Consider the following 24,772-nt stretch of genomic DNA (forward strand, 5'->3'; position numbering starts at 1 on the left):
CCCTCCACTGCCCGCCCTGCCCATGACCCGCATTGCCGTGATCGAAGACGACCTGCCCACCAGCAACCAGTTGGCAGGGTGGATACGCAGCGCCAAGAGCGGCATCGTCATCGACCAGTGGTTCACCCGCGACGAGGCCGAGGCCGCGCTGGCCCGCGAGCACTACGACGCGGTGGTGCTGGACATCGAACTGGGCCGCGAGCGCCATGCGGGCGTGGCCCTCATCAACGCTATCAACAAGCTGCGCCAGGGCACGCCGGTGCTGGTGGTGTCGGCCATGCCAGCCGCCATTTACCGCAGCATCATGAAAGCGCTGGACGCGTGGGACTACCTGCAGAAAACCACGTTTGAAGAGGCCGATTTCATCGAGACTTTTCTCGACATCCTGCGCACCACGCAGGCGCAGGCCCCGGCCAGCACAGCCGCTTCATCGGTGGGCGATGCGCTGGTGCTGGACCCGCTGTGGCAACGCACCCCCACCTGGCGCGGCGAGCGCATCAACCTGCCACTGACGGCCCAGCGCATCCTGGCCACGCTGCACCAGCGCAGCGGCGAAGTGGTGTCGTACGACGAACTGTTTGAGGTGGTGAAAAGCGGCCGCAACCGCGACAACGTGCGCAAGCACGTGAGCACCATCCGCGAGGCGCTGCGTGAAGTCGATCCTGGGTTTGAGGGAATAGAAAACGTGCCCATGCGCGGTTTCCGCTGGACGGGAAGGTGAACACCCCCCTGAGGCCCTGCGGGCCTTCCCCCCGCTCTCGCATTGCTGCGCAATGCGGGCAGGGGGACGCAGCCAGCGCGGCGGGGCGGCCCTTGCGCGGCAGCCCTGGCCTGGGCGGCGCCAGTTTTGGCCGCCCTGCACGGTACTTTCACGCGAGAGGAATTGAGTGAAACGCCTACTGCACCCCGCACTTGAAATATCACGCCTGGAAATGCCCCGCCTAGGCCTGCCAGCATTCCGCCTGCGCATCTTGGTGCGCGGCGTGTTTGTGCTGCTGGCCCTGGCCACGGTGGCGCTGAGCGTGGTGGTGCTCAAGGACGAAAAGGAGCGCGCCTGGCAGGCCTACCAGCACGGCTTTGTGCGCAGCCAGGCCGAGGTCATGGCGCGGCTGCGCCATCCTTCAGGCCAATTGGCCTTGCTCAACGCCAGCCACCTGGGCCAGGGCGTAACGCCGCTGGCGCCGCTGCTGCTGCCCTACGCAGCCATCGACTTTGACGACCCGCAAAAATCGCAGCAGGCGGTGGAGATGGCGGGCTGCTCGGTGCAGTATCCCGACGGGGCCTCGGTGTGCGCGGCGATTGGCAACAACCCCTATGCAGGTGGCTTCATTTACCTGGTGGGCAGCTTTTATGCGGGCGAGCTGACGCCCCGCGAGCGCGGCGCACTGGTGCCCGCCGAGGCGCACCGTGCGCGCATCAGCCTGGACATGCGCGGCGCCACCTACCGCTGGATTGCGCCGTACGAAGCCATGCCCCCACAAGGCAGCGCGGCGGTGCGCGGTCGGCTCACGGGGTTTGTGGACACCGGCGCACCGCAGCTCGATGCCCATGCACGGCCCGTGCGCGACTTTCGTGGCTGGCTGTGGCAAAACGGCCAGTGCCGCGATCTGCCGCCTAAGCCCACCAACCAAGCCTCCACGGGCACCTCTGCCGGCGCCCTCACTGGCGAGGCTTCAGCGACGGACTGCCTGCGCCGCACCCACTACTCGATCCGCCTGCCCGTCGAGCTGTTCCGCGAAGCGCTGTTTCGCAAGGACGAGCCCCTGGTCTGGCCGCCCGAAGACCTGGGGCAAATGCGTGTGCGGGTCGAGATGCTGGCGCCGGGCGAAGACGCCAGGCCGCTGTTTGACAGCAACGCGCCCGGTGCGCAGTTGGCCGCATCGCTGGGCGACCTCTCGCGCAGCCTGCTGCCGGGCGAACGGGTGCAGATCCGCAAAATGGGCAGCGACGAGGCCAGTGCCATCACCCTCAAGGGCGTCGAGGTGCAGGCAGAGCCCTCAGCGCCCTGGCTGCTGCGGCTGATCCGCTGGCTGCCGCTGGAGGCAGCAGGCGTGGGCCCGGCAGCTACGCCACCAGAGGCCCCCACAGGCCTGGACATTCTGGACACGCCGACCGGCAACTACGTGGTGAACTTCACCGGCCATCTGCGCGGGGTGGAGCAAGGCCTGGCCGCCGTGGCCACGCGCCTGTCGTGGTACCTGGGCGCCATGCTAGGCGCGATTGCGCTGGCGTGGCTGGTGGTGGAGGTGGGCCTGATCCGACGCGTGACCGCCCTCACCCGCCGAGCCGCCGCAGTGTCGTACAACGTGCAGCCCGGCCACACCGGGCCCCGGCTGGGTGACCTGGACGTGTCCGACCTGCGCGGATCTGACGAGCTGGGCATTCTGGCTGGCGGCCTGGCCGACCTGCTGCAGCGTGTGAAGGACGACCTGCAACGCGAACAACTGCGCGCCCAGCAAGAGCGCGACATGTGGCACGCCGTGGGGCACGAGATCATGTCGCCCCTGCAGTCGCTGATGGCGCTGAACGGCCCGCAAGACCCCGGCCACCGCTACGTGCAGCGCATGCAGCAAGCCATCCACGTGCTCTACGGCACGGCATCGCCCGCCGAGGCGCTGCAGGCCGCCGATGTGCCCGAGGGGCGGCTGGACCTGGACGCCTTCTTGCGCAACGTGGCCAATAACGCACACTTTGCGGGCATTCTGGATGTGGTGTATGCCCCGGGTTCGAACAACTCAAGCCCGGTGATCGTGCGCGCCGACGAGTTTGCACTCGAAGACGTGGTGACCCATATCTTGCGCAATGCCGACCGCTACCGCCCCGCAGGCAGCCCGATCACACTGACGCTCACAGCATCAGAATCCACCGCCAGTGCCACGCTGCACAACCAGGGATCGACGATTGCCGAAGACCTGCTGGAGCGGATTTTTGAACTGGGTGTGTCCGACCCCAGCAGCCCCACCCCGTTGGGCGAAGGCGAACACCGGGGCCAGGGGCTGTTCGTGGCCAAGACCTACATGGCCAAGATGGGCGGCACTATCAACGCCCGCAACACCGAGGGGGGTGTGGCATTCGTGCTCACCTTCCAGCGGCTGGGCTGACGCGGGGCGCAGAAAAACACACCCCAGGCGGACAGGGAGGCTGCGCGCCGTCCGACAAGGCGTTGCAGGGTGGAGCGCTACGCTGCGATCACGCCTTCGGGCAATGACCACAACAAGGAGTCCTTCCCATGAAACGTCCCGGCTTTTTGCCCTCCGCACCGCTGTCTTTGGCACTGGCCAGCGCTTTGTTCACCGCCAGTACCCTGGCCATGGCACAGCCATCGCCCGCCGCAGATGCCCACGCACGCTACGAGCAGGAGCGTCAGAAATGCATGACCAACAATACCCAGGATTCGCTCGCCACCTGCCTGCGCGAGGCGGGAGCCGCCCAGGACGCAGCACGCAAGGGCCAGCTCAGCAGCCCGGGGCCACGGGCAGCTGGCAACGCCACGCAGCGTTGCTCCGCCTTTCAGAATGCCGACGAGCAGGCCGAGTGCGTGCGCCGTGTACAGGGCCCCGCCAGCGGATCGGTATCCGCAGGCGGTGTGCTGCGAGAGTCCGTCACCACCACCGTGGTGCCGCAGTAAGAGCGGCTAACAAAACTCTTCTGGCGTCGTTGCTGTGTCTTGTCGTACTGCTCGTACTGCCTGCGACACAGCGCCTAGCCAGAACCGCTTCGCTGAGTTTTGTTAGCCGCTCTAAACAGACTCCCTGGGCGCGTGATCAGCCCAGTTGCACGCGCATGGCGTTGATCACGCCCTGGTAGTCGGGCTTGCCGAAGATGGCGCTGCCCGCCACAAACGTATCGGCTCCGGCATCGGCCACACGGCGGATGTTGTCGGTCTTGATGCCGCCGTCCACTTCCAGGCGGATGTCTTTGCCCGAGGCGTCGATGCGCTTGCGCACGGCTTCGATCTTGCGCAGGGCTGAGTCAATGAAGCTCTGGCCGCCAAAGCCGGGGTTCACGCTCATGATCAGGATGAGGTCGATGTCGTCGATCACCCAGTCCAGCACATCCAGAGGCTCAGCCGGGTTGAACACCAGGCCGGGTTTGACGCCCTTGGAACGGATGGCCTGGATGCTGCGGTGCACGTGGCCCGAGGCATCGGGGTGAAAGCTGATGTAGTCCGCCCCCGCGTCGGCAAACGCAGCGGCCAGAGCGTCCACCGGCTGGATCATCAGGTGCACGTCAATCGGCACGGCCGCGCCCGCAGGCGTTTTGGCGTGGGGCTTCAGGGCTTGGCAGACCATGGGGCCAAACGTCAGGTTGGGCACGTAATGGTTGTCCATCACGTCGAAATGGATCCAGTCGGCGCCAGCGGCAATGACATTGCGCACTTCTTCGCCCAGGCGGGCAAAATCGGCAGAGAGGATGGAGGGGGCGATTCGGAATGTGCGGCTCATCCCCCGATTGTCGCAAAGCGCAGAACCCCTGGGGTTTTTGGCGCCCGGCAGTGACCCACATGCAGGGCCGCACGGTTACCATGCGGCCCATGCCAAAGTACCAGTTTGACGTGGAAGTGCTGCCCGAATACCTGCCCGAGCAGTCTGCGCCGGACACGGGGGTGTTCAGCTTCGCGTACACCATCACCATCACCAATGCGGGCGATGCACCCGGCCAGCTGATCTCGCGGCACTGGATCATCAGTGACGCGCGCGGCCACACCGAAGAGGTCAAGGGCCTGGGCGTGGTGGGACAGCAGCCCCTGCTCAAGCCCGGGGAGTCGTTCCAGTACACCAGCGGCTGCCGCCTGCGTACATCCAGCGGCACGATGCACGGCACCTTCCATTGTGTGGCCGAGGACGGCGAGCCGTTTGACACGCCCGTGCCCCTGTTTGTGCTGGAGGCGATTAGCCACGGCCCGTCGGGCGAACCCCTGAGTGGCCGGGTGCTGCATTGAAGAACCATTCCCACAGCCCCCACGCTCACCCTTCCGTGGGGCCGCTTCCCATTGGAGGAGCTGCTTTGCTGCTGAGAGCAGTCCGACCATGAAAAATTCCGCCGAGCCCAAAGACCTCGCCGGCCTGCTGGCCGCACTGGAGCCAACCGCCGATCTGGCCCATCGCCACCTGTGGCTGATCTATCTGCTGAACTGGGTGCGCGGCAAGCGGGATTCCGTCCCTGCCGCTGTGGGGCGGGTGCAGCTGTTCGTGGAGGCGGTTGCAGCGCGCCCCGATATTCAGGTGCGGCTGCGTGCCTGGTGGGCGACGCTGGTAGACCAGGTGGACATCACCACATTGCTCGCAGACTTTGGCTTTGCGCCCCGCACCGCCCTGGTGAGCGAGATCGCCGAGCGCCTGCGCACCAAGCTGTTGCCCGGCAGCCCCGAGACCATCGATGCGTCCGAACTGTTCATGCTGGCGTTGCCCAGCGCGTTCGACGCGCAATGGCTGGCCGCACTGGATGAAGCCACCCTGAACCGCCTGGTGATGCTGCTGGCCCAGGACAACGCCGACGAGCGCGCTGGCGGCGCCACGCGCTGGCACCGGGCGCTGCTCGATGCCATCACCTACTGTGCAGGGCAGATTCTTTCGACCGGTTTTGCACCCGAACTCCGGCTGCGCATGAACGAATCTGCGCGCGACGCACAGCCCTTCCATGCGCTCATCCGCGATGTGGAAAGCCTGCGCGTGGAAGTGCTGCACGCCCTGCGCACCCCCGACCGGCTCAACGAAACCGCCCAACGCCTGCGCGAGCGGCTGGAGTCGTGCCGTGCCGCAGCCGCCACGGTGTACACGCACTTCGAGGACAACGGCATCTCTGTGGGCCTGGTCTTTCGCCTGCGCCAGTTGCGCGAGCGCATCTTGCGCGTGCGCGTGCTGCTCGACTGCCTGCTGTCCGCGCAGCCCGCCGTCACTGCGGCGCAGCTCATGGCACAGCTGGTGATGGTGGGGCAGGAGCGGCGCAGCCTGCGCGCGCTGCTGGCCTCCAACTCCTCCCTGCTAGCAGCCAAGGTGGCCGAGCGCAGCGCCGAAACGGGCGAGCACTACATCACCCGCACCAGCGCCGAATACCGTTCCATGCTGCGCAAGGCGGCGGGGGGCGGGGCGCTGATGGCCTTCACCACCCTGATCAAGTTTGGCCTGTATGCGCTGGCGCTCTCGGCCTTCTGGGGCGGCTTCATGGCGGGCATCAACTATGCCGTGAGCTTTGTGCTGATCCAGTTGCTGCACTTCACGGTGGCCACCAAACAACCGGCCATGACCGCGCCCGCCATGGCGGCCAAGCTCAAGGAGCTGGGCACCGGCGACGCCATCGAGTCGTTCGTGGACGAGATCACGCACCTGGTGCGCTCGCAGGTCGCCGCGGTGCTGGGCAACGTACTGGTGGTGTTCCCGGCAGTGCTGGGGCTGGCCGCGTTGATTGCACTGGCCACCGGCCACCCGGCCATCAGCGAGAAGCAGGCCGAGCATGTGTTCGAGTCCCTGCACCTGCTGGGGCCGTCGCTGTTCTTTGCCGCGTTCACCGGGGTACTGCTGTTCGCGTCCAGCATCATCGCGGGCTGGACGGAGAACTGGTTTGTGCTGCACCGCATGGACTCGGCCCTGCACTACAACCCCCGCATCACCGGGCTGCTGGGCGCCGAGCGCGCTGCGCGCTGGGCGCGCTTCCTGCGCGAGAACCTGTCGGGCTTTGCGGCCAACATCTCGCTGGGCTTCATGCTCGGCCTGGTACCCGCGTTTGCTGCGTTCTTCGGGCTGGGGCTGGATGTGCGTCACGTCACCCTGTCCACCGGGCAGATGGCGGCCGCCAGCGCCACACTGGGGCTGCAGGTGCTGCAGATGCCAGCGTTCTGGTGGGCCATGGCCTCGCTGCCTTTCCTGGGTGCGTTGAACGTGTCGGTGAGCTTCTACCTGGCCTTCAGCCTAGCACTGCGCGCGCAGAACGTGAGCGGTGTGGACCGCGCACGCATCTATGCCGCCATCCGCGCCCGCCTGCGCACCGCGCCCCTGAGTTTTTTTGTACCCGAGCGACAGCGCCCGGTGCCCACACCGGCACAGGGTTGACGCGCCAACCGCCGCCTCTGTCCTACAAGGGCGGAGTGTTTCCGCCTGTAAATTCGGGGCACCAACGCTCCGGCCCACACCGTCCCGCCTGCGGACGGCACTTGTGCCGGAGTCTCCACAGCGACGGGCTCCGCCCGTCTGACGCAGAGGTCTGATGACATGAATGAAATCCTGAGCTTTTGGGCGCAGTGGCTGCGCCCGTCGGCCGGGCTGCCCACGGTGCAATGGTCACTGCTGCTGGCGGTGGCGGCCATGGCGGGTTATCTCACCCAGCGCCACACGGGCCTGCCCAAGGTGGTGGGTTATTCGCTCGTCGGCACGGCAGCGGGCCTAGCGGGCTTCAGCGGCGCGGTCTGGCCGCTGCAAGGCATTGGCCTGTTCCTGCTGGAGCTGGGCGTGGCCATCGTGCTGTTTGAATGCGGCGGCCGCATTCCGCTGCGCTGGTTCCGCCACAACCCCATGGTGCTGGTGCAGAGCATTGCCGAGTCGGTACTGACCTACTTTGCCGTGTACTGGGTGCTGGTGTGGTTGCAGCTGCCGCCCCAGGCGGCAGGCCCGCTGGCGCTGGTGGCGCTGGCTGCATCGCCTGCAGTGCTAACCCGCGTGGTGGCCGACACCCGCGCAGCGGGCCCGGTGACGGAGCGCGCCATCGTACTCACCACACTCTCCACGCTCTACGCGCTGACTTTGGGCAGTGCCAAGGCAGAACTTATTAACCGCCAGAGCCTCACCCTGCTCGAAACCATCTCGCCCGTGGTGGTGGTGCTGGGCGTGTCCATTCTGGTCGCCGCCGCGTTGTCTCTGGTACTGCGCCTCGCGCTGCGCTTCATGAGCCCCACGAGCGAAAACACCTCCATGCTGTTCCTGGCGCTGGTGGCAGCGGGCACAGCGGTGGCGGCGCACATGGGCGGCTCCGCCCCCCTGGCCGCCTTGCTGGGCGGCATGATGCTCAAGCAGCTCAACCCCCGCCCCTGGGCCTGGCCGCGTCAGCTGGGCAATGCCTCGTCGCTGCTCACCATGCTGATGTTTGTGCTGGTCTCCACCGTGGCGGCCCAGGCCGACTGGAGCGCCCCCGTGGCCGGTGTGGTGCTGGCCCTGATTGCAGTGCGCCTGTTGGCCAAGGCGCTGGGCGTGGCACTGGGCAATGTGGGCAGCGGCGCCAGCTGGAAGCAAGCCCTGTGGGTGGGCTGCGCGATGACGCCCATGTCCTCCATCGCCCTGCTGATTGCCTCGCAGTTCGTGCTCGCATCGCCTTCCACCGGCCATGTGATCGCGGGCGTGGCACTGCCTGCCATCTTGCTGATGGAAGTGTTCGGCGCCGTCATTGCCACCGTGGCCATTTACCGTGCGGGCGAAAGCTCCAAACCCTGGGCGCCCCTGACGCGTAGCAGCAACAACGGAGAGAACAGCCGTGAGTCTTGAAGCCTTCAACCATTCCGAGCCGCTGACGCTGGGCGTCGAGCTGGAGCTGCAGCTGGTCAACACCAACGACTACGACCTCGCGCCCTATGCCGAGGACATGCTGCGCCTCATGAAGAAAACCCCGCTGCCCGGCAGCGTGGTGCCCGAGATGACGAACAGCATGATCGAAATCTCCACCGGCATCTGCCACTCGGCCAGCGAGGTGCTGGGCCAGCTCACCCCCATCCGCGATGCGCTGGTCAAGAGCGCCGACAAGCTCAACATCGCCGTGGTGGGTGGCGGCACGCACCCGTTCCAACAGTGGCATGAGCGCCGCATCTACGACAAGCCACGTTTTCGCGAGCTGTCCGAGCTGTACGGCTACCTGTCCAAGCAGTTCACCATCTTTGGTCAACACGTGCACATTGGATGCCCCGATGCAGATGCCGCGCTGCTGATGCTGCACCGCATGTCGCGCTATATCCCGCACTTCATTGCGCTGTCGGCGTCCAGCCCGTACGTGCAGGGGCAGGACACAGCGTTTGACTCGGCCCGACTCAACTCGGTGTTTGCATTCCCCCTGTCGGGCCGCGCCCCGATGGCGCTGACCTGGGACGACTTCACCACCTACTTCAACAAGATGACCCGCACGGGCGTGGTCAAGAGCATGAAGGACTTTTACTGGGACATCCGCCCCAAGCCCGAGTTCGGCACCATCGAGATCCGCGTGTTCGACACGCCGCTCACCATCGAGCGCGCGGCGGCCCTCGCAGGCTACGTGCAGTCGCTGGGCGCGTGGTTCCTGGCGGACCAGCCCTTCATGCCTGAAGAGGACGACTACCTCGTGTACACCTACAACCGCTTCCAGGCCTGCAGGTTTGGCATGGACGCGGTGTATGTGGACCCGGCCACGGGCGACCACATGCCGCTGCGCGAGCACATCCTGCGCACCATGGACAAGATCGCAGGCCACGCGGCCGTACAGGGCGCATCAAGCGCCATGCACATGCTGCGCACCGAGGTCGAGGCGGGGCAGAACGATGCCCGCTGGCTGCGCCAGCGCCAGAGCGAAGAGCAGCTGCTGGCCGAGGTAAGCCGCCAGGCAGCGCAGCGCTTTCGCGGCGCGGCAGCCGGCTGAGAATCTGGCACGTCCCTCCACCAGCTGCCCGCTCTTATCCCACTCACAATCGGGGCATGGGTGAATTTGACTTGATTGCGCGCTACTTCACGCGCCCCGTTCGCCACGCCGTGCTGGGCGTGGGCGACGACTGTGCCTTGCTGGCACCGCGCACCGGCATGCAGCTGGCCATCAGCAGCGACATGCTGGTGGAGGGCCGCCACTTCTTTGCCGACGTGGACCCCGAAGCCCTGGGCCACAAGGCGCTGGCCGTGAACCTGTCCGACCTGGCGGCGTGTGGTGCCAAGCCGCTCGCGTTCACGCTGGCCCTGTCGCTGCCCCGGGTCGATGAGGCCTGGCTCGCAGGCTTCTCGCGCGGGCTGCTGGCGCTGGCCGATGCCCACGGCTGCGAGCTGGTGGGCGGCGACACCACGCAGGGCCCGCTCAACATCTGCATCACCGTGTTTGGCGAGGTACCCACCGGCCAGGCCCTGCTGCGCAGCCGCGCACAGCCCGGCGACGACATCTATGTGAGTGGCACGCTGGGCGACGCCAGGCTGGCGCTGGAGGCGCTGCTCGGCCACATTGCCCTGCCCACCGAGGTGCTGGCCCGCGCGCGCCAGCGGCTGGAGCGCCCCACCCCGCGCGTGGCCCTGGGCCTGGCGCTGCGCGGTGTGGCCAGCAGCGCGATGGATGTGAGCGATGGCCTGCTGGGCGACCTGTCGCACATCCTGAAAGCCTCTGGCGTGGGGGCCCGCATCGACACCTCATTGACTACTGATTTGATAGCAGAAAAGGCATATTCGACTAGCGCATCTGGCGTATTCGACGCCAAACTGCTCCACCAATGCACGTTGGCTGGCGGTGACGACTACGAACTGGCCTTCACCGCCCCACCCGCGCGGCGCGATGCCGTGGCTGCCGCGTCGCAAGCCAGCGGCACGCCCGTCACCCGCATTGGCACGGTGCTGGCCGAGCCCGGCCTGCAGTTGGTGGATGCACTGGGGCACGTGGTGGAAAACCGCTATGCCTCGTTCGACCATTTCGGGTGATGGGTGGTGGACGGCAAAAATTTTTTCAACCCATGAATCCTTTTGCGCAAATAGTGGCTCTTGGTGGTGAAGGCGCCCTGTGCTGGCACCTTCGTCACCCCACCAAGGAGCTTTTCACCATGCTGTACCGCAAGAACATTACCCGCCCCGAAAGCCTGCTGCGCGTTGTCGGTGGGATCGCCCTCATCGCCGCCGGGCTGTGGTGGATGTCCGCATCGCCCCTGGGCCTGGTGCTGGCCGCCTCGGGCGTGGGCAGCATCCTGAGCGGGGCGTTCGGCTACTGCCCCGCCTGCGCCATGGTGGGCCGCAAGCCGGTCGAGTGAGCGGCGCCCCATGACAGCAACGTCCCCGCCCCTCACCGTGACCCAGCTGCTGCCCGCCGCGCGCAGCGGTAACGCCGATGCGATGGAGCAGCTGCTGCGCCTCACCCGTCCTGACATCCGCCGCTATGCGCTGCGCCACTGCGCGGCCACCACCGCGACGGACGACGTCGTGCAGGAGGCACTCATCATCGTGTACCGCCGCGTGGGCGCGCTGCGCGAGGTGGCGGCGTTCGGCGGGTGGGTGGTGCGCATCGTGCAGCGGCTGTGCATGCAGCCCATGCTGGCCTGGCTCAAGGGCGAGCCGCTGGCACAGGTGGAAGACAACCTCGCCTGGTCGCACCGCCCCGACCACGAACTGCGCCATGACCTTGCCCTGGCCATCGACTCGCTGCCGCCCCTGTACCGCGAGGCCCTGCTGATGCGCGACTTCGAGGAGCTGACCATCGAGGAGATGGCGCAGCGGCTGGGTGTGACGCGCGAGGCGGCCAAAAGCCGCCTGCACCGCGCGCGGGCCCTGGTGCGGGAGTACCTAGCACCCACGGACCGCACCGGCACCACATAGCGCTGCGGCGCGGAGAACCCGCCTCAGCGCATCTGGAACAGCTCCTGGTGAAAGCGCGCAGGCGAGCGCCCCAACTGCTCCATGCCCTGGCGCACCGCCTCGGCAAAACCCTGCGGTCCACAGAACCACACACTCGCCGCCGGGCTGGTGCCTGCGAGCAACGCTGCGGGTGTCACGGGCCCGGTGTCGTTGCTGTAGTGGATCTCCAGCGTCACGCTGGGCAAGCGGGCACACAGTGCACCCATGCGCTCGGCAAACACCGCCTCGTCCGCATGGCGCACACAGTAGTGCAGGTGCACCCGTGGCGCCAGCGCGGGCGTGGTCTGCAGCGACTCCAGCCAGGCCATGAACGGCGTGGCGCCGATGCCCGCAGCCACCCACACCTGCTCGGGCGCGCTGTCGCTGCGAAAGTCAAAACAGCCATAAGGCCCCTCGATGTCCACCCGCTGGCCCGGCTGCACTTGCAAAGGCAACTGTGCCGTGTGATCGCCCAGCGCCTTGATCGCAAAGCGCAGCGTGCCGTCACCCTGATCGGCATTGAGCAGGGTGAACGGGTGCGCGCCTTCTGCCTTGCCAAACGTGACAAACGCAAACTGCCCTGCCGTATGCCGCCAGGCACTGGCAGGGCTGACCTGACAAGTCACCTCCAGCACGCGGGCCCCTCGTGGCGCCACGCTCACCACGCGGGCCGCATGGCGGCGGCTGCGCCCGATGGCCCCGGCCAGCGAGCGCACGGCGCACAGCACCCCCACCAGCGTGCACAGGCCGACCAGCACACCCGCAGGCTGCTGCCACCAGGCAGGCGGCGTGAGCACCACGGCATGGAAGGCCAGCACCAGGTACACCACGGCCAGCAGCTTGTGCAGGTAGCGCCACACGTGGTACGGAAACCGCTGCCACAGCGTGATGACCAACATGGCCGCGAGGAACCACACGGCCCATTCCCCCATCTCCTCGGCCAGGTGGCGGAAGGTGTTGAACCACCAATCCGCGCGCGGCGTGCGCACCGGGCGGCCTACCCAGTCAGCCAGCAGGCTGCGCGACAGCTGCAGCCCGTAGTGCAGCAACGCCAGCACAATCGCGCCGATACCCGCCCACTTGTGCAGGCGGTAGCTCTTGTCCAGGCCACCGAGCGGCTTTTCCAGCCACGCGGGCCGCACGGCCAGCACCATGATCAGCGACATCAGCGCCCAGGCTGCCACCCCGGTGAGCAGGATCAGCTGGTTACGCCACCATCAGACATCGCCCCACGCGGGCGGTGCAGGCTGGGGCACGATCAAAGCCAACATCCACACGCCCATGGCCACCGCCAGAGTGCCCCCAAAAACCTTCTTCCACATCACCAGCCCCACTAATTGTTGCAATGCAGCAACTGTAGAAACCCGCGATGAACGCCACCTGAACAGTGTGTGAAGCAGCGGCAAAGCGCGCCAGCTTGTGGCCGGAGGTTGATCTGCATCAGCCCTTTGCGCAGGTGCTGCCCTCCTCGGAATCAAGCCTGCACAAAACGCGCAAGCGGCCTGCGCGGCGTGGCAGGCACCTCGCCCTGCGGGTAGCCAATGCGGCAGAACATCTGCACGGTGGGCTCCTGGGGTGTGCGCGGCGCGGGCCGCCCCAGCACCAGCTGGTGCACGCGCTCGAAGTGCGGGGCCATCTCGGCAAATTCCTGCACCGCCTGGCTCATGGGGTGCATGCCCACACCCAGCGCCGTGGCCTGCAACTGCTGGCGCACATACAGCCGCCCGGTGTGGATCTGGTCGCTGCGGGTGTTGGGGCCGGTGATCCATACAAAACCCATGGCCGTGCGGCTGTGGCCTTCAAAGCGGCCCATGGCATTTTTGTACGCCGCGCTGCCTTCCGCGGGTGGCGCGGAGCGGTCGAACAGACCAAGGGCCGACACCGCGCGCACAAAGGGCGAATTGATCGAGATGCCATCGCGGTGCTGCAGGATCTCCGCCGGGCCCACGCGCGTGAGGTGGATGCTTTCCATCATGGTGCGCGGCGTGAGCAGCTCGACCTGGGCAGACTCCCAGCACAGCGTGCGCAATGCGGGCAACTGCTCGGCCGCCACGGTGCCGCCCACGCGCAATGCGGTCTGCCCGGAGGCTGGGGCGCTGGCCAGCAGGCGGGCCAGCAGTTCGGGCGCCACCGGGCGGGTGGTGTCGAAATCGGTCTTGGGCGTGCGGCGCAACAGCACCTGGGCAAACAGCGGGTCAGGCTGGCCGCCGGGCTGCAGCGTGATGCGCGCCACCGGGCGCTCGTCCCAGTCTTTCAGCGCCGTGGGCAGCTCGCCCTGCGGCCACAGCTGCACCTGGCTGGCCACGCCCTGCTGGGCCAGCGCCATTACCAGCAGTTCCAGAAACGCGCCGTGGCCGATGAGGATCTGGCGGCCCAGCGGATCGGTGTGGGGCAGCACGCGCTCGCGGTCGGTGCGCAGGGTGATCACGCCCTGCTCGCGCAGGTCCACCAGCCAGGGCTGCAGGTTGTGCGGGTTGGGCGCGGTGATGGCGTAAGCCACGGCGCGGCGGCGCAAGTCGGTCTCGCCCACCGGGCCGTTCCAGGCCTCCACCGCCTCGGCGGGATAGTGCGAGCCCAGTGCGCCACAGGCAGCCAGCGAGCCTGCCGTGGCAGCGGCGATGGTGCCGCCACCGGCCAGGCGGATGAAGTTGCGACGGTTCATGGGAGTGCTCCAAAGGGTCAAAGTGGGTGGGGCCCGGCCAGCGCGGCGCGGGGCGTGTGAATGGCCACCAGCCCTAGGTCCGCCAGCGCCTGGCGCACGGCCTGGTCAAACGGGGTGTGGACTTCGTCGCCGATCAGGGCGCGCAGGCGGGTGTTGTCCAGCCGGTGCGGCGTGCTCCACAGGTAGCGCATGTCCGCCAACGCGGCGAACGTGGGTGCCACCAAGCCGGCCAAGCGCAGCAAGGGCCAAGGCAACTTCCCCACCCGCAGCGCCCCCGTTGTGGGCAGCCAGCCCTGCTCCGCCGCAATGGCCGTGAAGCTGCGCAGCCACTGCTGCGCGGTGACGTGGTGGCCCGCGAAGTGCAGGCACTCGAAGGCGGCCAGCCGGTGCCGCTCCTGCGCCACGCGCACCAGCGTGCGGGCCAGGTCGGGCAGGTAGGCCCAGGGCGTGGCCACGTCCAGCGGGCCGGGCCAGGTGATGCGGCCCCGGGGCAGGTCCTTGGCGATGGCCTGGTCGATCCAGCTGCCGGTGCCACTGCCAAAGAAGTCCCCGGCGCGCAGCACCACGGCGCGCATCTCGCCCCCTTGCGTGGCGGCCTGCAGGCGCTGCTCCAGCTGCACCCGCATGCGGCCCTTGAAACCGGTGGCGGCCTGGGGCGTGTCTTCGCGCAGCACGGGCGGCATGGATTCGCCAAAGTTGTAGACGTTGCCCGGCAGCATCAGCGTGGCGCGCAGCTGGCGGCTGACGGCAATGGCCGCCTCCATCAATGCGGGTGCCTCTTCGCGCCAGGCCTTGTGGGTGTAGGCGGGGTTGAGCGCATGCACCACCACCTGCGCCCCTTGCGCCTGGGCGACCAGCGCGGCGGTGTCGTCGACCGCCACGGGCATCCACCACACCCCGGCGATGGCAGGCAAGGTGGCGCGCTGCGCGCCGGGCCGCACCTGGGCCAGCACCTGCCAGCCTGCCTGTGCAAACGCACGGGTGGCAGCCAGGCCCAGGCGGCCCCGGGCGCCCAGGATCAACACGGTAGGCGGCTGTTCGCCAGCGGTGGGAAGCAAGGGTTGAGGGGTCATGCCAGGGCTCCATTCACAAGGGATAGAGCGATTGTGAAAACGCAGGCACCGTTACACAATTGGCTAAGCATTCATACCAGCAATGCAAATATGAATACCACCAACCACCCCGCTGTGGCCCTTTCGCAGGCACGCTATCGCCATGAATCAGACCTTTGACTGGAGCCTCGTGCAGTCCTTCCTGGCCGCGCTCGACCAGGGCAGCCTGCTGGGCGCCGCACGCGCGCTCAACGCCAGCCAGCCCACCATCGGCCGCCACATTGCCGAACTGGAATCGCAGCTGGGCGTGGTGCTGTTCGAGCGCACCGGGCGCGGCCTGCTGCCCACGGCCACGGCGCTGCGGCTGGCCGAGTCAGCCCGCGCCATGGAGATGGGCGCCCACCAGCTGGCACGCAGCGTGTCGGGCGCCGAGGAAGGTGTGACCGGTACCGTGCGCATCACCGCCAGCCAGCCCGTGGCCTGCGTGCTGCTGCCGCCCGTGCTGGCGCGCATGCGCCAGGCCCTGCCTGAGGTGCAGGTGGAGCTGGTGGCCAGCAACCAGGTCACCAACCTGCTGCGGCGCGAGGCCGACATTGCGCTGCGCATGGTGCGCCCCGACCAGGCCAGCCTGGTGGCCAAGCGCATCGGCGCCGTCACGCTGGGCGCCTACGCCCACCGCGACTACCTGCGCCGCAAGGGCACGCCCCGCCAACCGCCCGACCTGCTGCAGCACGAGCTGGTGGGCAACGACCGGCACGAAGACATCCAGCAAGGTTTTGCCGCCATGGGCTACCCCGTGGAACGCCAGCACTTTGCGTTTCGCACCGACGACCTCATGGCCTACTGGGAGGCCGTGCGCGCAGGGCTGGGCATTGGCTTTGTGGGTAACTACATGGCCCGCACCGACCCGAACGTGGTGGCGGTGCTGCCCCAGTTGCCGCTTCCTGATCTGCCCATCTGGCTGACAGTGCACCGCGAGATACGCACCAGCCGCAAGATCAGGGCGGTGTATGACTTTCTGGCGGCAGAGGTGCCCTTGGTGCTGTGAAACCCGGTCAATCCAGTGCGCGGCTGCTAGCATGCCAGTCCCTTTGTCTCTCGCGCCCAAGGAGCTCCATGCGCCCCGTGAGCCCACCATTCCCCGTCCCCTTCCTGCGTCTTGCAACGCACCCTGCCCTGCTGGCCCTGGGACTGACCATCCTGGCCCCGCTGTCCGCAGCCGCCCAAGACACCTCCCGCATCGCCCGTGTCACCGTCTACCCCGGCAGCGCCACGGTAGAGCGTGTGGCCAAGGTGGCGGCGGGCGCCCGCAGCCTCACGCTGGCCTGCCTGCCCGCATCGCTGGATGTGCAGAGCCTGCAGATCAATGCCGACCCCGCCGTGCGCGTGGGCGAGTTCAATGTGCTCACCGAAGACCGCGATGTGGCGGCAGGCTGTGCCAGCCCGCTGGACGGCCGCATCCGTGAGCTGGAGGATCAGATCGCCGGGGTGAAGGCCGAGGCTTCGGCCCTGCAGCTGGTGGATGGCTATCTGCGCAGCGTGGCGCAAACTGGCGCGGGCCCGGAGTCGGCAGCGCCTGCCACTTCCGCCCCCCGTGCTGCCACACCGACGCCCGCACAGATCACCGCCACCGCCGAGGTCCTGCGCAAATCCGGGCAGGACAGCTTTGCGCGCGCGCACCAGCTCCAGCGCAAGCAGGAGGCACTGGAACTGTCCCTCAAGCCGCTCGTGGCAGAGCGCGACCGCGTGGCCAGCCAACGCGCGCGGGTGGTGTCGGTCACCATCCACCTGGCCACGGAGCGTGAGGCCGAACTGCGCCTGTCCTACCAGGTGCGCGGCCCCGGCTGGCAGCCCAGCTACCGGGCGACGCTCGATGCCAACAAATCCACGGTGCTGATCGAGCGCCAGGCCTTGGTGGCGCAGAACAGTGGTGAAGACTGGGGCAACGTGCAGCTGACTTTGTCGACGGGCCAGCCCGGGCGCGCCACACAAGGACAACTGCCGCGCCCCTGGTGGCTGAACGTGGCGCCCCCGCCCCAAGGCTCGCCTGCACCCGCCATGGCGATGGCACCAGCGCCCGCACCAACCGTTGCGTCACTGTCCCGGTCCCGCAATGCCGCCGAAGAGGCCATGCCCACGTTCGACGTCAGCGCCCTCGACAAGGGGTTTGCCACCGAGTTCGCCGTGCCCCAGCGCATCACCGTGCCCTCCAGCGGCCAGCGCGTGACGCTGGCGCTGGGCAGCCACAGCGCCCCCGCCACACTGATCACACGCACGGCACCCGCCGTGGAAGAAGCGGCCTACCTGGTCGCGCAGATTGCGCAGCCGCCCGGTGTGTGGCCTGCGGGCGCAGCGGGCCTGTACCGCGACGGCGCCTTTGTGGGCAACGGCCGCATCGACTTTGGCACGCCCAGTGCGGGTGCCCCGGCCGGCAGCACCAGCCTGTCGTTTGGCCGCGATGAACTGGTCACCGTGCGGGCCGAGCCTGTGCAGGACCTGACGGGCAGCAGCGGGTTTACCGGCTCGCGCGTGGAGCGCAAGACGCGCCGGGCCTACAGCGTGGAGAACCGCCACAAGACGGCCGTCACGCTGCAGGTGCTGCATGCCGCACCGGTCTCGCGCAATGAAAAGATCGAGGTCGAATCGCGCTACCAGCCCCAGCCGGCAGACACGGCCTGGAACCGCACGCCCGGCACCGTGGCCTGGCAGCAGCCAGTGGCCGCAGGGGCCACGGCACAGTTCAGTGCCGAGCACACCATCCGTTACCCCAAGGACGTGGAGCTGATCGAACGCCAGTGACCTTGGAGACACGGTGACAGGCCCTCTGAACGCCCCGCGCAACAGCGGGTCGGTCACAATCCGTCACAGCGCCCGCCAAGGCGCCACCGAGCCCCCAGGAGCCCGCCGCCATGAGTTACCAACACCTCCTCGTTGCCGTTGACGGCAGCCCCACTGCCGACCACGCCGTGAACGAAGCCACGGGCCTGGCCCAGGCCACGGGCGGACGCATTCGCCTGCTGAACGTGATGGACCCTTTGGCCCACATCAGCGGTTTTGAGCGGCCCGAGGTTTACAGCCAGGAAGTGCTGCCCCGCCTGCGCCAGGCCGGCGAGGCCTTGCTGCACCGCACCCAGGAGCGCGTGGCGCAAAGCGGCGTGCCGGTGGACACCGTGCTGATCGAAAACCTCGACGCCCGGGTGGCTGACCTGGTGGTGGAACACGCCAAAGCCTGGGGCGCCGACCTGATCGTGCTGGGCACCCATGGGCGCCGTGGCCTGGCACGCGTGCTGATGGGCAGTGATGCCGAGCAGATTGCCCGCACCGCCCCCGTGCCTGTACTGCTGGTGCGCCTGCCTGCCGGGGCAGACGGCGGTGCCGCCAGCGCCTGATCAATTTTCCGTCGCGACATGACCGCTTCCGAGCCACTGCCACCCCTGGCCCCCCTGCGCCCCAGCGTGCGCTTCATGCTGTCCCACCCGGCCCACTTCATGGCGCTGGGCTTTGGTGCCGGCCTGGCCCCCAAGGCGCCAGGCACCGTGGGCACGCTGTGGGCCTGGCTGGCATACCTGGTGCTGCAGCAGTGGCTGAACCCGCGGCAAATGGGCCTGCTGATCGTGGTCAGCACCGTGGTGGGCTGGTGGGCCTGCACCACCACAGCCCGCCATATGCGCGTGGCCGACCCCGGCAGCATCGTGTGGGACGAGGTGGTGGCCTTCTGGCTGGTGCTGTGGCTGGCCATGCCCATGGGGCTGTGGGGGCAGGTGGTGGCGTTTGGGCTGTTCCGCTTTTTTGATGCCGCCAAACCTGGCCCGGTGGGCTGGGCCGACAGCCTGTTCAAGGGCTTTGGCTGGCGCGGGGGCTGGGGTATCTTGTGGGACGACTTTGTGGCAGCCTTCTGTACCTTGCTGGTCATCGCACTGTGGAGGTTCTGATGGCACCCACATCACTATCAAAAAGTGAGCTACTAGCGCAAGAAGTACAAGCGCTTGATGCCAATTTGACGCAAATATCGCTGCGTTTGCTGGCCCGCCGCCACATGCTGGCCACTGCCGAGAGCTGCACCGGCGGCATGATCGCCGCCGCCTGCACCGACCTGTCGGGCTCCAGCCAGTGGTTTGAGCGCGGCTTTGTGACCTATTCCAACGAGGCCAAGGCCGAGATGCTGGGCGTGCCCCCCGGCCTGATCGAGCAGCACGGTGCAGTGAGCGAGCCCGTAGCGCGTGCCATGGCCGACGGCGCCCTTGCCCACTCGCGCGCGCAGGTCAGCTTGGCCGTGACGGGCGTCGCGGGCCCCACAGGCGGCACCGAGGCCAAGCCGGTGGGCACCGTGTGGTTTGCCTGGTGCGTGGGCGGCGAAACCCACAGCGAAATGCAGCACTTTGCCGGGGACCGCGCCGCCGTCCGCACGGCCACGCTGCGGTACGCGCTGAAGCGGCTGCTGAGCTTGCTGCCTGCCTGACCTCGCTGGCAAGGTCCCAGGCCCCGGCATGGGCAACGCTGCTGTCGTCCACAAGACAGGGCTTCCCCCGCCCCTTGCCACACCATACGGCCATGACAACGACACCCTCCTGGTTTGACGGCTTTGCCACCCAGCGCATCACCACCTCGGGCGCGGAGATCTTTGTGCGCACCGGCGGCACCGTGGGCGCGCCCCCGCTGCTGTTGCTGCACGGCTTTCCACAAACGCATGCGCTGTGGCACCGCGTGGCGCAGCAGCTGGCGCGCGACTACTGCCTGGTGCTGCCAGACCTGCGCGGCTATGGCGACTCATCCCACGCGCCCGGCCTGCCCGACCACAGCAACTACAGCAAACGCGCCCTGGCGCAAGACATGGCCGAGGTGATGACTGCCCTGGGCCACGACCGGTTCTACCTGTGCGGCCATGACCGGGGCGGCCGGGTGGCCCACCGGCTCGCGCTGGACCACGCCGCGCGCGTGAAGAGGCTGTGCGTGATCGACATCGCCCCAACGCTCGACATGTACGCGCGCACCGACATGGAGTTTGCGCGCGCCTACTACCACTGGTTCCACCTGATCCAACCCGCACCGCTGCCCGAAACCATGATCGGCGGCAACGCGCGCGCCTACCTGCACGCCAAGCTGGGAGGCTGGGGCAGCGCAGGCCTGGCCCACATCGAGCCCCAGGCCCTGGCCGACTATGAGCGCTGCTTTTGCACACCCGAAGCCATCCACACCGCCTGCGAGGACTACCGCGCCAGCGCAGGCATCGACCTGGACCATGACCGCGACAGCCGCGCGCGCGGCGAGAAGATTGCGTGCGACACCCTGGTGATCTGGGGCGCGCACGGTGTCGTGCACCGGCTGTTTGATCCGCTGGCGCTGTGGCAGGCGCAGTGTGCAGGCGTGGTCAGCGGGCAGGCCGTGCCTGCGGGGCACTTCATTCCTGAACAATTGCCCGGCGAAACCGCCGAGGCACTTCGCAGCTTCATGCGCTGACACGCGCACCGCCCGCTTTTTCTCTGCACCTCGCCGGACACCGTCTTCATGCACTCCAACGCCCAGACCCTGCAGCGCTTTTACACCGCCTTCGCACAGCTCGACCACGCCACCATGGCCGCCTGCTACGCGCCCGACGCCACCTTTGACGACGAGGCCTTCTCGCTCAAAGGCCGCGACCAGATTGGCGGCATGTGGCGCATGCTGTGCACCTCCACCCAAAAACCCGGCGCCGCAGAGCACTGGAAGCTGGATTTCAGCGGCATCGAGGCCGACGACAGGCAAGGCAAAGCACACTGGGAGGCGCACTACCTCTTCAGCGCCACGGGACGCAAGGTGCACAACATCATCGACGGCACCTTCACCTTCACGCCCGACGGGCTGATTGCCACGCACCGCGACCGGTTCAACTTCTGGCGCTGGGCGCAGCAGGCATTGGGTGCACCCGGGCTGCTGCTGGGCTGGTCGCCCTCGCTCAAGCGCAAGGTGCGCAGTACGGCGGCGGGGAATCTGAAGAAGTTTCTGGCGCAGGGATGAGGGATGGCTTTGCGGCGGCGCTAACAGCTCGGCGCTGTTGAGCTACGGCTCTCTGCCATGCGTAGTCGATGTCTACCAGATAAGTTTCCATTCAACATGACGTACCAGGCGCGCAAGGGGCGTCACATCACTTTCCATCGCAGTACTTTGTACCCGTTGAATGTTCGAAACGTAACGTACACCGATCTAAAACAACCTAGATCTTTGACATCAACTTGCGCCCACTTCTTTTCGACTAACTCCATTGTGTCGGAGCCAAAGAAGGGATAGTGAATGGAGACAAGCAAGTACCCGGGACCGTACCTTTCTCGAAAAGGAACGTAACCCTGCTTCTCGAGCTTTGACTTCACCGAATGGATGAATCTCGCTGCAAACTCGTCGTCCATGTTCATGAACGGACCATTACCTATAGGTACATGAGTTTCGCCTAGCGTCGCATAGGAGTTCAAATCCTTCGCATAGGCATCGTTCCAATATGCTGTGACGACCTCAATCCACCGCGTCGTTTTTCCCGATCGAATGATTGCCTCAGGTGGATCTGGCTCTGCAATGACTCGGTATTGCGAGCGATGCCGACGATCTAACTCACTTATGAGCAGCGCGACTTGAAAGCACTCGTGCTTCTCCTTGACCATGCTCCGCGAGTTCGGCATTGCAAGCTCTATTTGACCGCTAGCGCTTAATCAATAAGCGCTAGCAGCTATCAAATAAGTAGTATCGGCGACCTCAAGCCCCGTGGCACTTCTTGTACTTCTTGCCGCTGCCGCAGTGGCAAGGGTCGTTGCGCCCGGGCTCGGGCGCCTTGCGCACCGTCTCCACACGCGGGCCCATGCTCGTCCATAGCTGGCGCAGGTCGTACACAGCCCAGATGGCTTCGCCGAAGGCTTCCACGCGCGCCTGGCTGGTGCTGGGTGGGCCGTCTTCGTCGTACATGCAGACTTCGGGCTTGCCGGTGTCGTCTTCGGTCAGGGCCACGATGCGCTCCAGCGCATCGTCCAGCCACTTGGCGGCTTCCTTGTCGCGCGGGGCGGCCCAGTCTTCAGGCCAGTTTTCCACGGCAAACATGAAGCCCAGCGCCCACACCTGGCCAAAGGACGGGATCTCCTGGTCGTCGCCCATCTCGGCGCGCTGCTCGTCGGTCAGGCTGGCCACGGCGCCGCGCATGTCCATGGCTTCGGGCTGGAAGGTGCGGTCGTCGTCCAGCGTCTTCACGTCGGTGTCGAGCTGGGCCACGATCTCGTTCCAGCGGCGCATCCACAGGTCCATGAAGCGGGCTTGCTGGGCAGCGTCGGCAAACGCGGGCAGCAAGGGCAGCGGCTCGCCCTCGGCCACGTCCAGCTCGGCGCCGTCGCCCAGCAGCATGGGCAGGTATTCGGCCGGGCCAATGGGGCGGCGGCTGCAGATCAGCGCGGTCATGAAGCCGTCGCAGAACTCCCACTGCGGGATTTCCTCGCCGCGCGCGCGCAGGTCGTCGAGGATGTTGTCCATCTCCTCCAGCTCGTCGGGGCCCAGTGCGGCAGCGGGTGCAGCGGAGGCGTCGAGGTCGTCGTGAGCGGGGGTGGGCGATGTGGGTTCGGTCATGGGAGGCTCCGGTCGTCAAGCGAGAAAGCGGGGGCAGTAAAGCGATGTTTTACTTTTATGATGCGCTGGCCTTGTGCTGTGGCGCTCGTCAGCGGCAGATGCAAGGCGGCCCAGGCAAGGCCAGGGCGTGAAAAAAGAGCCGCGCGCAACATGGCAACCCGATAAAAAGGCGGTCAGTGTAGCCCTCCCGCGCCACCGCCCAGAACCAGGACCCCCATGATCCACCAACTGAACTCCCTGTACCCGGTGCGCTACACGGCCTTTGCGCTGTGCGTATTCGGGCTGCTGCTGTCGCTGTTTGCGCTGGTGGCGTTTGGCGTGGGCCTGCCCGTGGTGCTGGTGTCTGCGGCGCTGGTGGCCCTGGGCGTGTACGACCTGCAGCAGACGCGCCACGCCATCCTGCGCAACTACCCGGTCATCGGCCATATCCGCTTCATGCTCGAATATGTGCGGCCCGAGGTGCGCCAGTATTTCATCGAGAGCGACAGCGAGGCCGCACCATTCTCGCGCGCGCAGCGCTCGCTGGTCTACCAGCGCGCCAAGGGCGACCCGGACAACCGCCCCTTCGGCACCCATCTGGACGTGGGCGCGCATGGGTATGAATGGGTGAACCACTCGCTCGCGCCCACGCAGCTGCCGTCGCACGACTTCCGCGTGTGGATCGGTGGCAGCCCCGATGCGCCGTCGCAGTCCGTATCGCCCTGCACCCAGCCCTACCATGCGAGCGTGTTCAACATCTCGGCCATGAGCTTTGGCGCACTGTCGGCCAACGCCATCCTGGCGCTCAACCAGGGCGCCCAAAAAGGTGGCTTTGCGCACGACACGGGCGAGGGCAGCATCAGCCAGCACCACAGGGTGCATGGTGGTGACCTGATCTGGGAGATTGGCTCGGGCTACTTTGGCTGCCGCAACCCCGATGGCACGTTCAGCGAAGAGCGTTTTGCGGCCAACGCCACCGACCCGCAGGTCAAGATGATCGAGCTGAAGCTGAGCCAGGGCGCCAAGCCCGGCCACGGTGGCGTGCTGCCCGGCGCCAAGGTGACGGCCGAGATCGCCGCCGCACGCGGGGTGAAGGAGGGCGAAGCCTGCATCTCGCCCGCCAGCCATAGCGCGTTCAGCAACCCCGTGGAGATGATGCAGTTCATCGCCAAGCTGCGTACGCTTTCTGGCGGCAAGCCCACGGGCTTCAAGTTCTGCCTGGGCCACCCGTGGGAGTGGTTTGCCATCGTCAAGGCCATGCTGGTCACGGGTATCACGCCGGATTTCATCGTGGTCGATGGCGCCGAAGGCGGCACAGGTGCGGCGCCGGTGGAGTTCAGCGACCATGTGGGCGCGCCGCTGCAAGAGGGCCTGCTGCTGGTGCACAACACCCTGGTGGGCGTGAACCTGCGCGACCGCGTGCGCATTGGCTGCGCGGGCAAGGTGATCAGCGCCTTCGACATCGCGCGCATGATGGCGCTGGGGGCCGACTGGTGCAACGCGGGGCGCGGCTTCATGATGGCGCTGGGCTGCATCCAGGCGCAGAGCTGCCACACCGGCCACTGCCCCACCGGCGTGACCACCCAAGACCCGCTGCGCCAGCAGGCGCTGGTGGTGCCCGACAAGGCCACGCGCGTGGCGCAGTTCCACCGCAGCACGCTGCACGCACTGCAAGAGCTGGTGCAGGCCGCCGGGCTGCGCCACCCCAAGGACATCACGGCCCACCACATCGTGCGCCGCATCAGCGACACCGAGGTGCGCCTGCTGTCCAACCTCATCACCCGCATGCAACCGGGCGCGCTGCTGGGCCCGCTGGATGCGCAGCACAACGTATTCCGCCTGTACTGGCCGCTGGCCAATGCCCACAGCTTCCAGGCCAGCGAGCCTGCGCTGGAGCCCTCTGTGCCCCACCATGTCGAGCTGGCGCAGGCCGCCGCCGTCGGCACCGCCGCCGCAGTGGCTGGGGATGCCCCCGTATGACT

24 protein-coding genes are annotated in these 24,772 nt (G+C 67.2%); 19 read left to right on the forward strand and 5 right to left on the reverse strand.

Annotated elements, in window-relative coordinates:
* Positions 1-22: 22 nt before the first annotated feature.
* The 3 genes from C380_RS22080 to C380_RS22090 all read left to right on the forward strand — a co-directional run bounded on the left by C380_RS22080 (position 23) and on the right by C380_RS22090 (position 3,628).
* Positions 23-721, forward strand: coding sequence for a response regulator transcription factor (locus C380_RS22080; protein ID WP_015016061.1), 699 nt, complete (start codon positions 23-25; stop codon positions 719-721).
* 166 nt (positions 722-887) lie between these two features.
* Positions 888-3,101, forward strand: a complete 2,214-nt coding sequence (locus C380_RS22085; protein WP_043565770.1) for a HAMP domain-containing sensor histidine kinase — start codon at positions 888-890, stop codon at positions 3,099-3,101.
* Positions 3,102-3,229: 128 nt separating this feature from the next.
* Positions 3,230-3,628 (forward strand): hypothetical protein, encoded by a 399-nt coding sequence (locus C380_RS22090; protein WP_015016063.1) that lies wholly within the window; start codon positions 3,230-3,232, stop codon positions 3,626-3,628.
* 136 nt (positions 3,629-3,764) lie between these two features.
* Here C380_RS22090 and rpe read toward each other — a convergent pair whose 3' ends face one another.
* A complete protein-coding gene (gene rpe / locus C380_RS22095) occupies positions 3,765-4,445 on the reverse strand; it encodes a ribulose-phosphate 3-epimerase (RefSeq protein ID WP_015016064.1) in 681 nt (226 codons plus the stop codon).
* A gap of 89 nt (positions 4,446-4,534) precedes the next feature.
* Here rpe and apaG point away from each other — a divergent pair, with 89 nt between their 5' ends.
* The 7 genes from apaG to C380_RS22130 all read left to right on the forward strand — a co-directional run bounded on the left by apaG (position 4,535) and on the right by C380_RS22130 (position 11,504).
* Positions 4,535-4,942, forward strand: coding sequence for a Co2+/Mg2+ efflux protein ApaG (gene apaG, locus C380_RS22100; RefSeq protein WP_015016065.1), 408 nt, complete (start codon positions 4,535-4,537; stop codon positions 4,940-4,942).
* An 88-nt stretch (positions 4,943-5,030) separates the two neighbouring features.
* Positions 5,031-7,049, forward strand: a complete 2,019-nt coding sequence (locus C380_RS22105) for a site-specific recombinase (RefSeq protein ID WP_015016066.1) — start codon at positions 5,031-5,033, stop codon at positions 7,047-7,049.
* Between the two features lie 159 nt (positions 7,050-7,208).
* Positions 7,209-8,471, forward strand: a complete 1,263-nt coding sequence (locus C380_RS22110) for a cation:proton antiporter (RefSeq protein ID WP_015016067.1) — start codon at positions 7,209-7,211, stop codon at positions 8,469-8,471.
* Entirely contained in the window at positions 8,461-9,588 is a 1,128-nt protein-coding gene (locus tag C380_RS22115) for a YbdK family carboxylate-amine ligase (protein WP_015016068.1), read from the forward strand. Before C380_RS22110 ends, C380_RS22115 begins: the two co-directional genes overlap by 11 nt.
* Before the next feature lie 56 nt (positions 9,589-9,644).
* A complete protein-coding gene (gene thiL / locus C380_RS22120) occupies positions 9,645-10,619 on the forward strand; it encodes a thiamine-phosphate kinase (RefSeq protein WP_015016069.1) in 975 nt (324 codons plus the stop codon).
* A 119-nt stretch (positions 10,620-10,738) separates the two neighbouring features.
* Positions 10,739-10,942 carry a DUF2892 domain-containing protein gene (locus tag C380_RS22125; RefSeq protein WP_015016070.1) on the forward strand — a complete coding sequence of 68 codons (204 nt, stop codon included), beginning with the start codon at positions 10,739-10,741 and terminating at the stop codon, positions 10,940-10,942.
* A 10-nt stretch (positions 10,943-10,952) separates the two neighbouring features.
* On the forward strand, positions 10,953-11,504 hold the full coding sequence (locus C380_RS22130; protein ID WP_043565772.1) for an RNA polymerase sigma factor: 552 nt from the start codon (positions 10,953-10,955) through the stop codon (positions 11,502-11,504).
* 23 nt (positions 11,505-11,527) lie between these two features.
* Here C380_RS22130 and C380_RS22135 read toward each other — a convergent pair whose 3' ends face one another.
* The gene (locus tag C380_RS22135) at positions 11,528-12,688 is read right to left on the reverse strand and encodes a ferric reductase-like transmembrane domain-containing protein (protein ID WP_085944707.1); all 1,161 of its coding nucleotides are present in this window, start codon (positions 12,686-12,688) and stop codon (positions 11,528-11,530) included.
* On the opposite strand from C380_RS22135, the gene C380_RS25175 reads away from it, so the two are divergent.
* Positions 12,675-12,917: a hypothetical protein gene (locus tag C380_RS25175; RefSeq protein ID WP_148280004.1), complete on the forward strand. Its 243-nt coding sequence runs from the start codon at positions 12,675-12,677 to the stop codon at positions 12,915-12,917. The genes C380_RS22135 and C380_RS25175 overlap by 14 nt on opposite strands.
* Positions 12,918-12,996: 79 nt before the next feature.
* Here the strand turns inward: C380_RS25175 and C380_RS22140 are convergent, their stop codons facing one another.
* A complete protein-coding gene (locus tag C380_RS22140) occupies positions 12,997-14,184 on the reverse strand; it encodes a hypothetical protein (RefSeq protein WP_015016073.1) in 1,188 nt (395 codons plus the stop codon).
* A gap of 17 nt (positions 14,185-14,201) precedes the next feature.
* A complete protein-coding gene (locus C380_RS22145) occupies positions 14,202-15,257 on the reverse strand; it encodes an NAD-dependent epimerase/dehydratase family protein (protein WP_015016074.1) in 1,056 nt (351 codons plus the stop codon).
* 142 nt (positions 15,258-15,399) lie between these two features.
* Here C380_RS22145 and C380_RS22150 point away from each other — a divergent pair, with 142 nt between their 5' ends.
* The 7 genes from C380_RS22150 (at position 15,400) to C380_RS22180 (ending at position 21,230) form a co-directional block, all read left to right on the forward strand.
* Entirely contained in the window at positions 15,400-16,284 is an 885-nt protein-coding gene (locus C380_RS22150; RefSeq protein WP_015016075.1) for a LysR family transcriptional regulator, read from the forward strand.
* Between the two features lie 68 nt (positions 16,285-16,352).
* Positions 16,353-18,035, forward strand: coding sequence for a DUF4139 domain-containing protein (locus tag C380_RS22155; protein WP_015016076.1), 1,683 nt, complete (start codon positions 16,353-16,355; stop codon positions 18,033-18,035).
* A gap of 110 nt (positions 18,036-18,145) precedes the next feature.
* Positions 18,146-18,625 carry a universal stress protein gene (locus C380_RS22160; protein ID WP_015016077.1) on the forward strand — a complete coding sequence of 160 codons (480 nt, stop codon included), beginning with the start codon at positions 18,146-18,148 and terminating at the stop codon, positions 18,623-18,625.
* An 18-nt stretch (positions 18,626-18,643) separates the two neighbouring features.
* Complete coding sequence (locus C380_RS22165; RefSeq protein WP_015016078.1) at positions 18,644-19,168, forward strand: phosphatidylglycerophosphatase A; 525 nt, start codon at positions 18,644-18,646, stop codon at positions 19,166-19,168.
* Positions 19,168-19,695 carry a CinA family protein gene (locus tag C380_RS22170; RefSeq protein WP_015016079.1) on the forward strand — a complete coding sequence of 176 codons (528 nt, stop codon included), beginning with the start codon at positions 19,168-19,170 and terminating at the stop codon, positions 19,693-19,695. The genes C380_RS22165 and C380_RS22170 overlap by 1 nt, the downstream gene beginning before the upstream one ends.
* 92 nt (positions 19,696-19,787) lie before the next feature.
* Positions 19,788-20,693 (forward strand): alpha/beta fold hydrolase, encoded by a 906-nt coding sequence (locus tag C380_RS22175; RefSeq protein ID WP_015016080.1) that lies wholly within the window; start codon positions 19,788-19,790, stop codon positions 20,691-20,693.
* Between the two features lie 48 nt (positions 20,694-20,741).
* Positions 20,742-21,230: a nuclear transport factor 2 family protein gene (locus tag C380_RS22180; protein ID WP_015016081.1), complete on the forward strand. Its 489-nt coding sequence runs from the start codon at positions 20,742-20,744 to the stop codon at positions 21,228-21,230.
* A 726-nt stretch (positions 21,231-21,956) separates the two neighbouring features.
* On the opposite strand, the gene C380_RS22190 is transcribed toward C380_RS22180, so the two are convergent.
* Positions 21,957-22,811: a YecA family protein gene (locus tag C380_RS22190; protein WP_015016083.1), complete on the reverse strand. Its 855-nt coding sequence runs from the start codon at positions 22,809-22,811 to the stop codon at positions 21,957-21,959.
* 216 nt (positions 22,812-23,027) lie between these two features.
* Here C380_RS22190 and C380_RS22195 point away from each other — a divergent pair, with 216 nt between their 5' ends.
* Positions 23,028-24,770: an FMN-binding glutamate synthase family protein gene (locus C380_RS22195; protein WP_015016084.1), complete on the forward strand. Its 1,743-nt coding sequence runs from the start codon at positions 23,028-23,030 to the stop codon at positions 24,768-24,770.
* Positions 24,771-24,772: the final 2 nt, after the last annotated feature.

It is taken from the genome of Acidovorax sp. KKS102 (assembly GCF_000302535.1).
Lineage (GTDB): Bacteria > Pseudomonadota > Gammaproteobacteria > Burkholderiales > Burkholderiaceae_C > Acidovorax.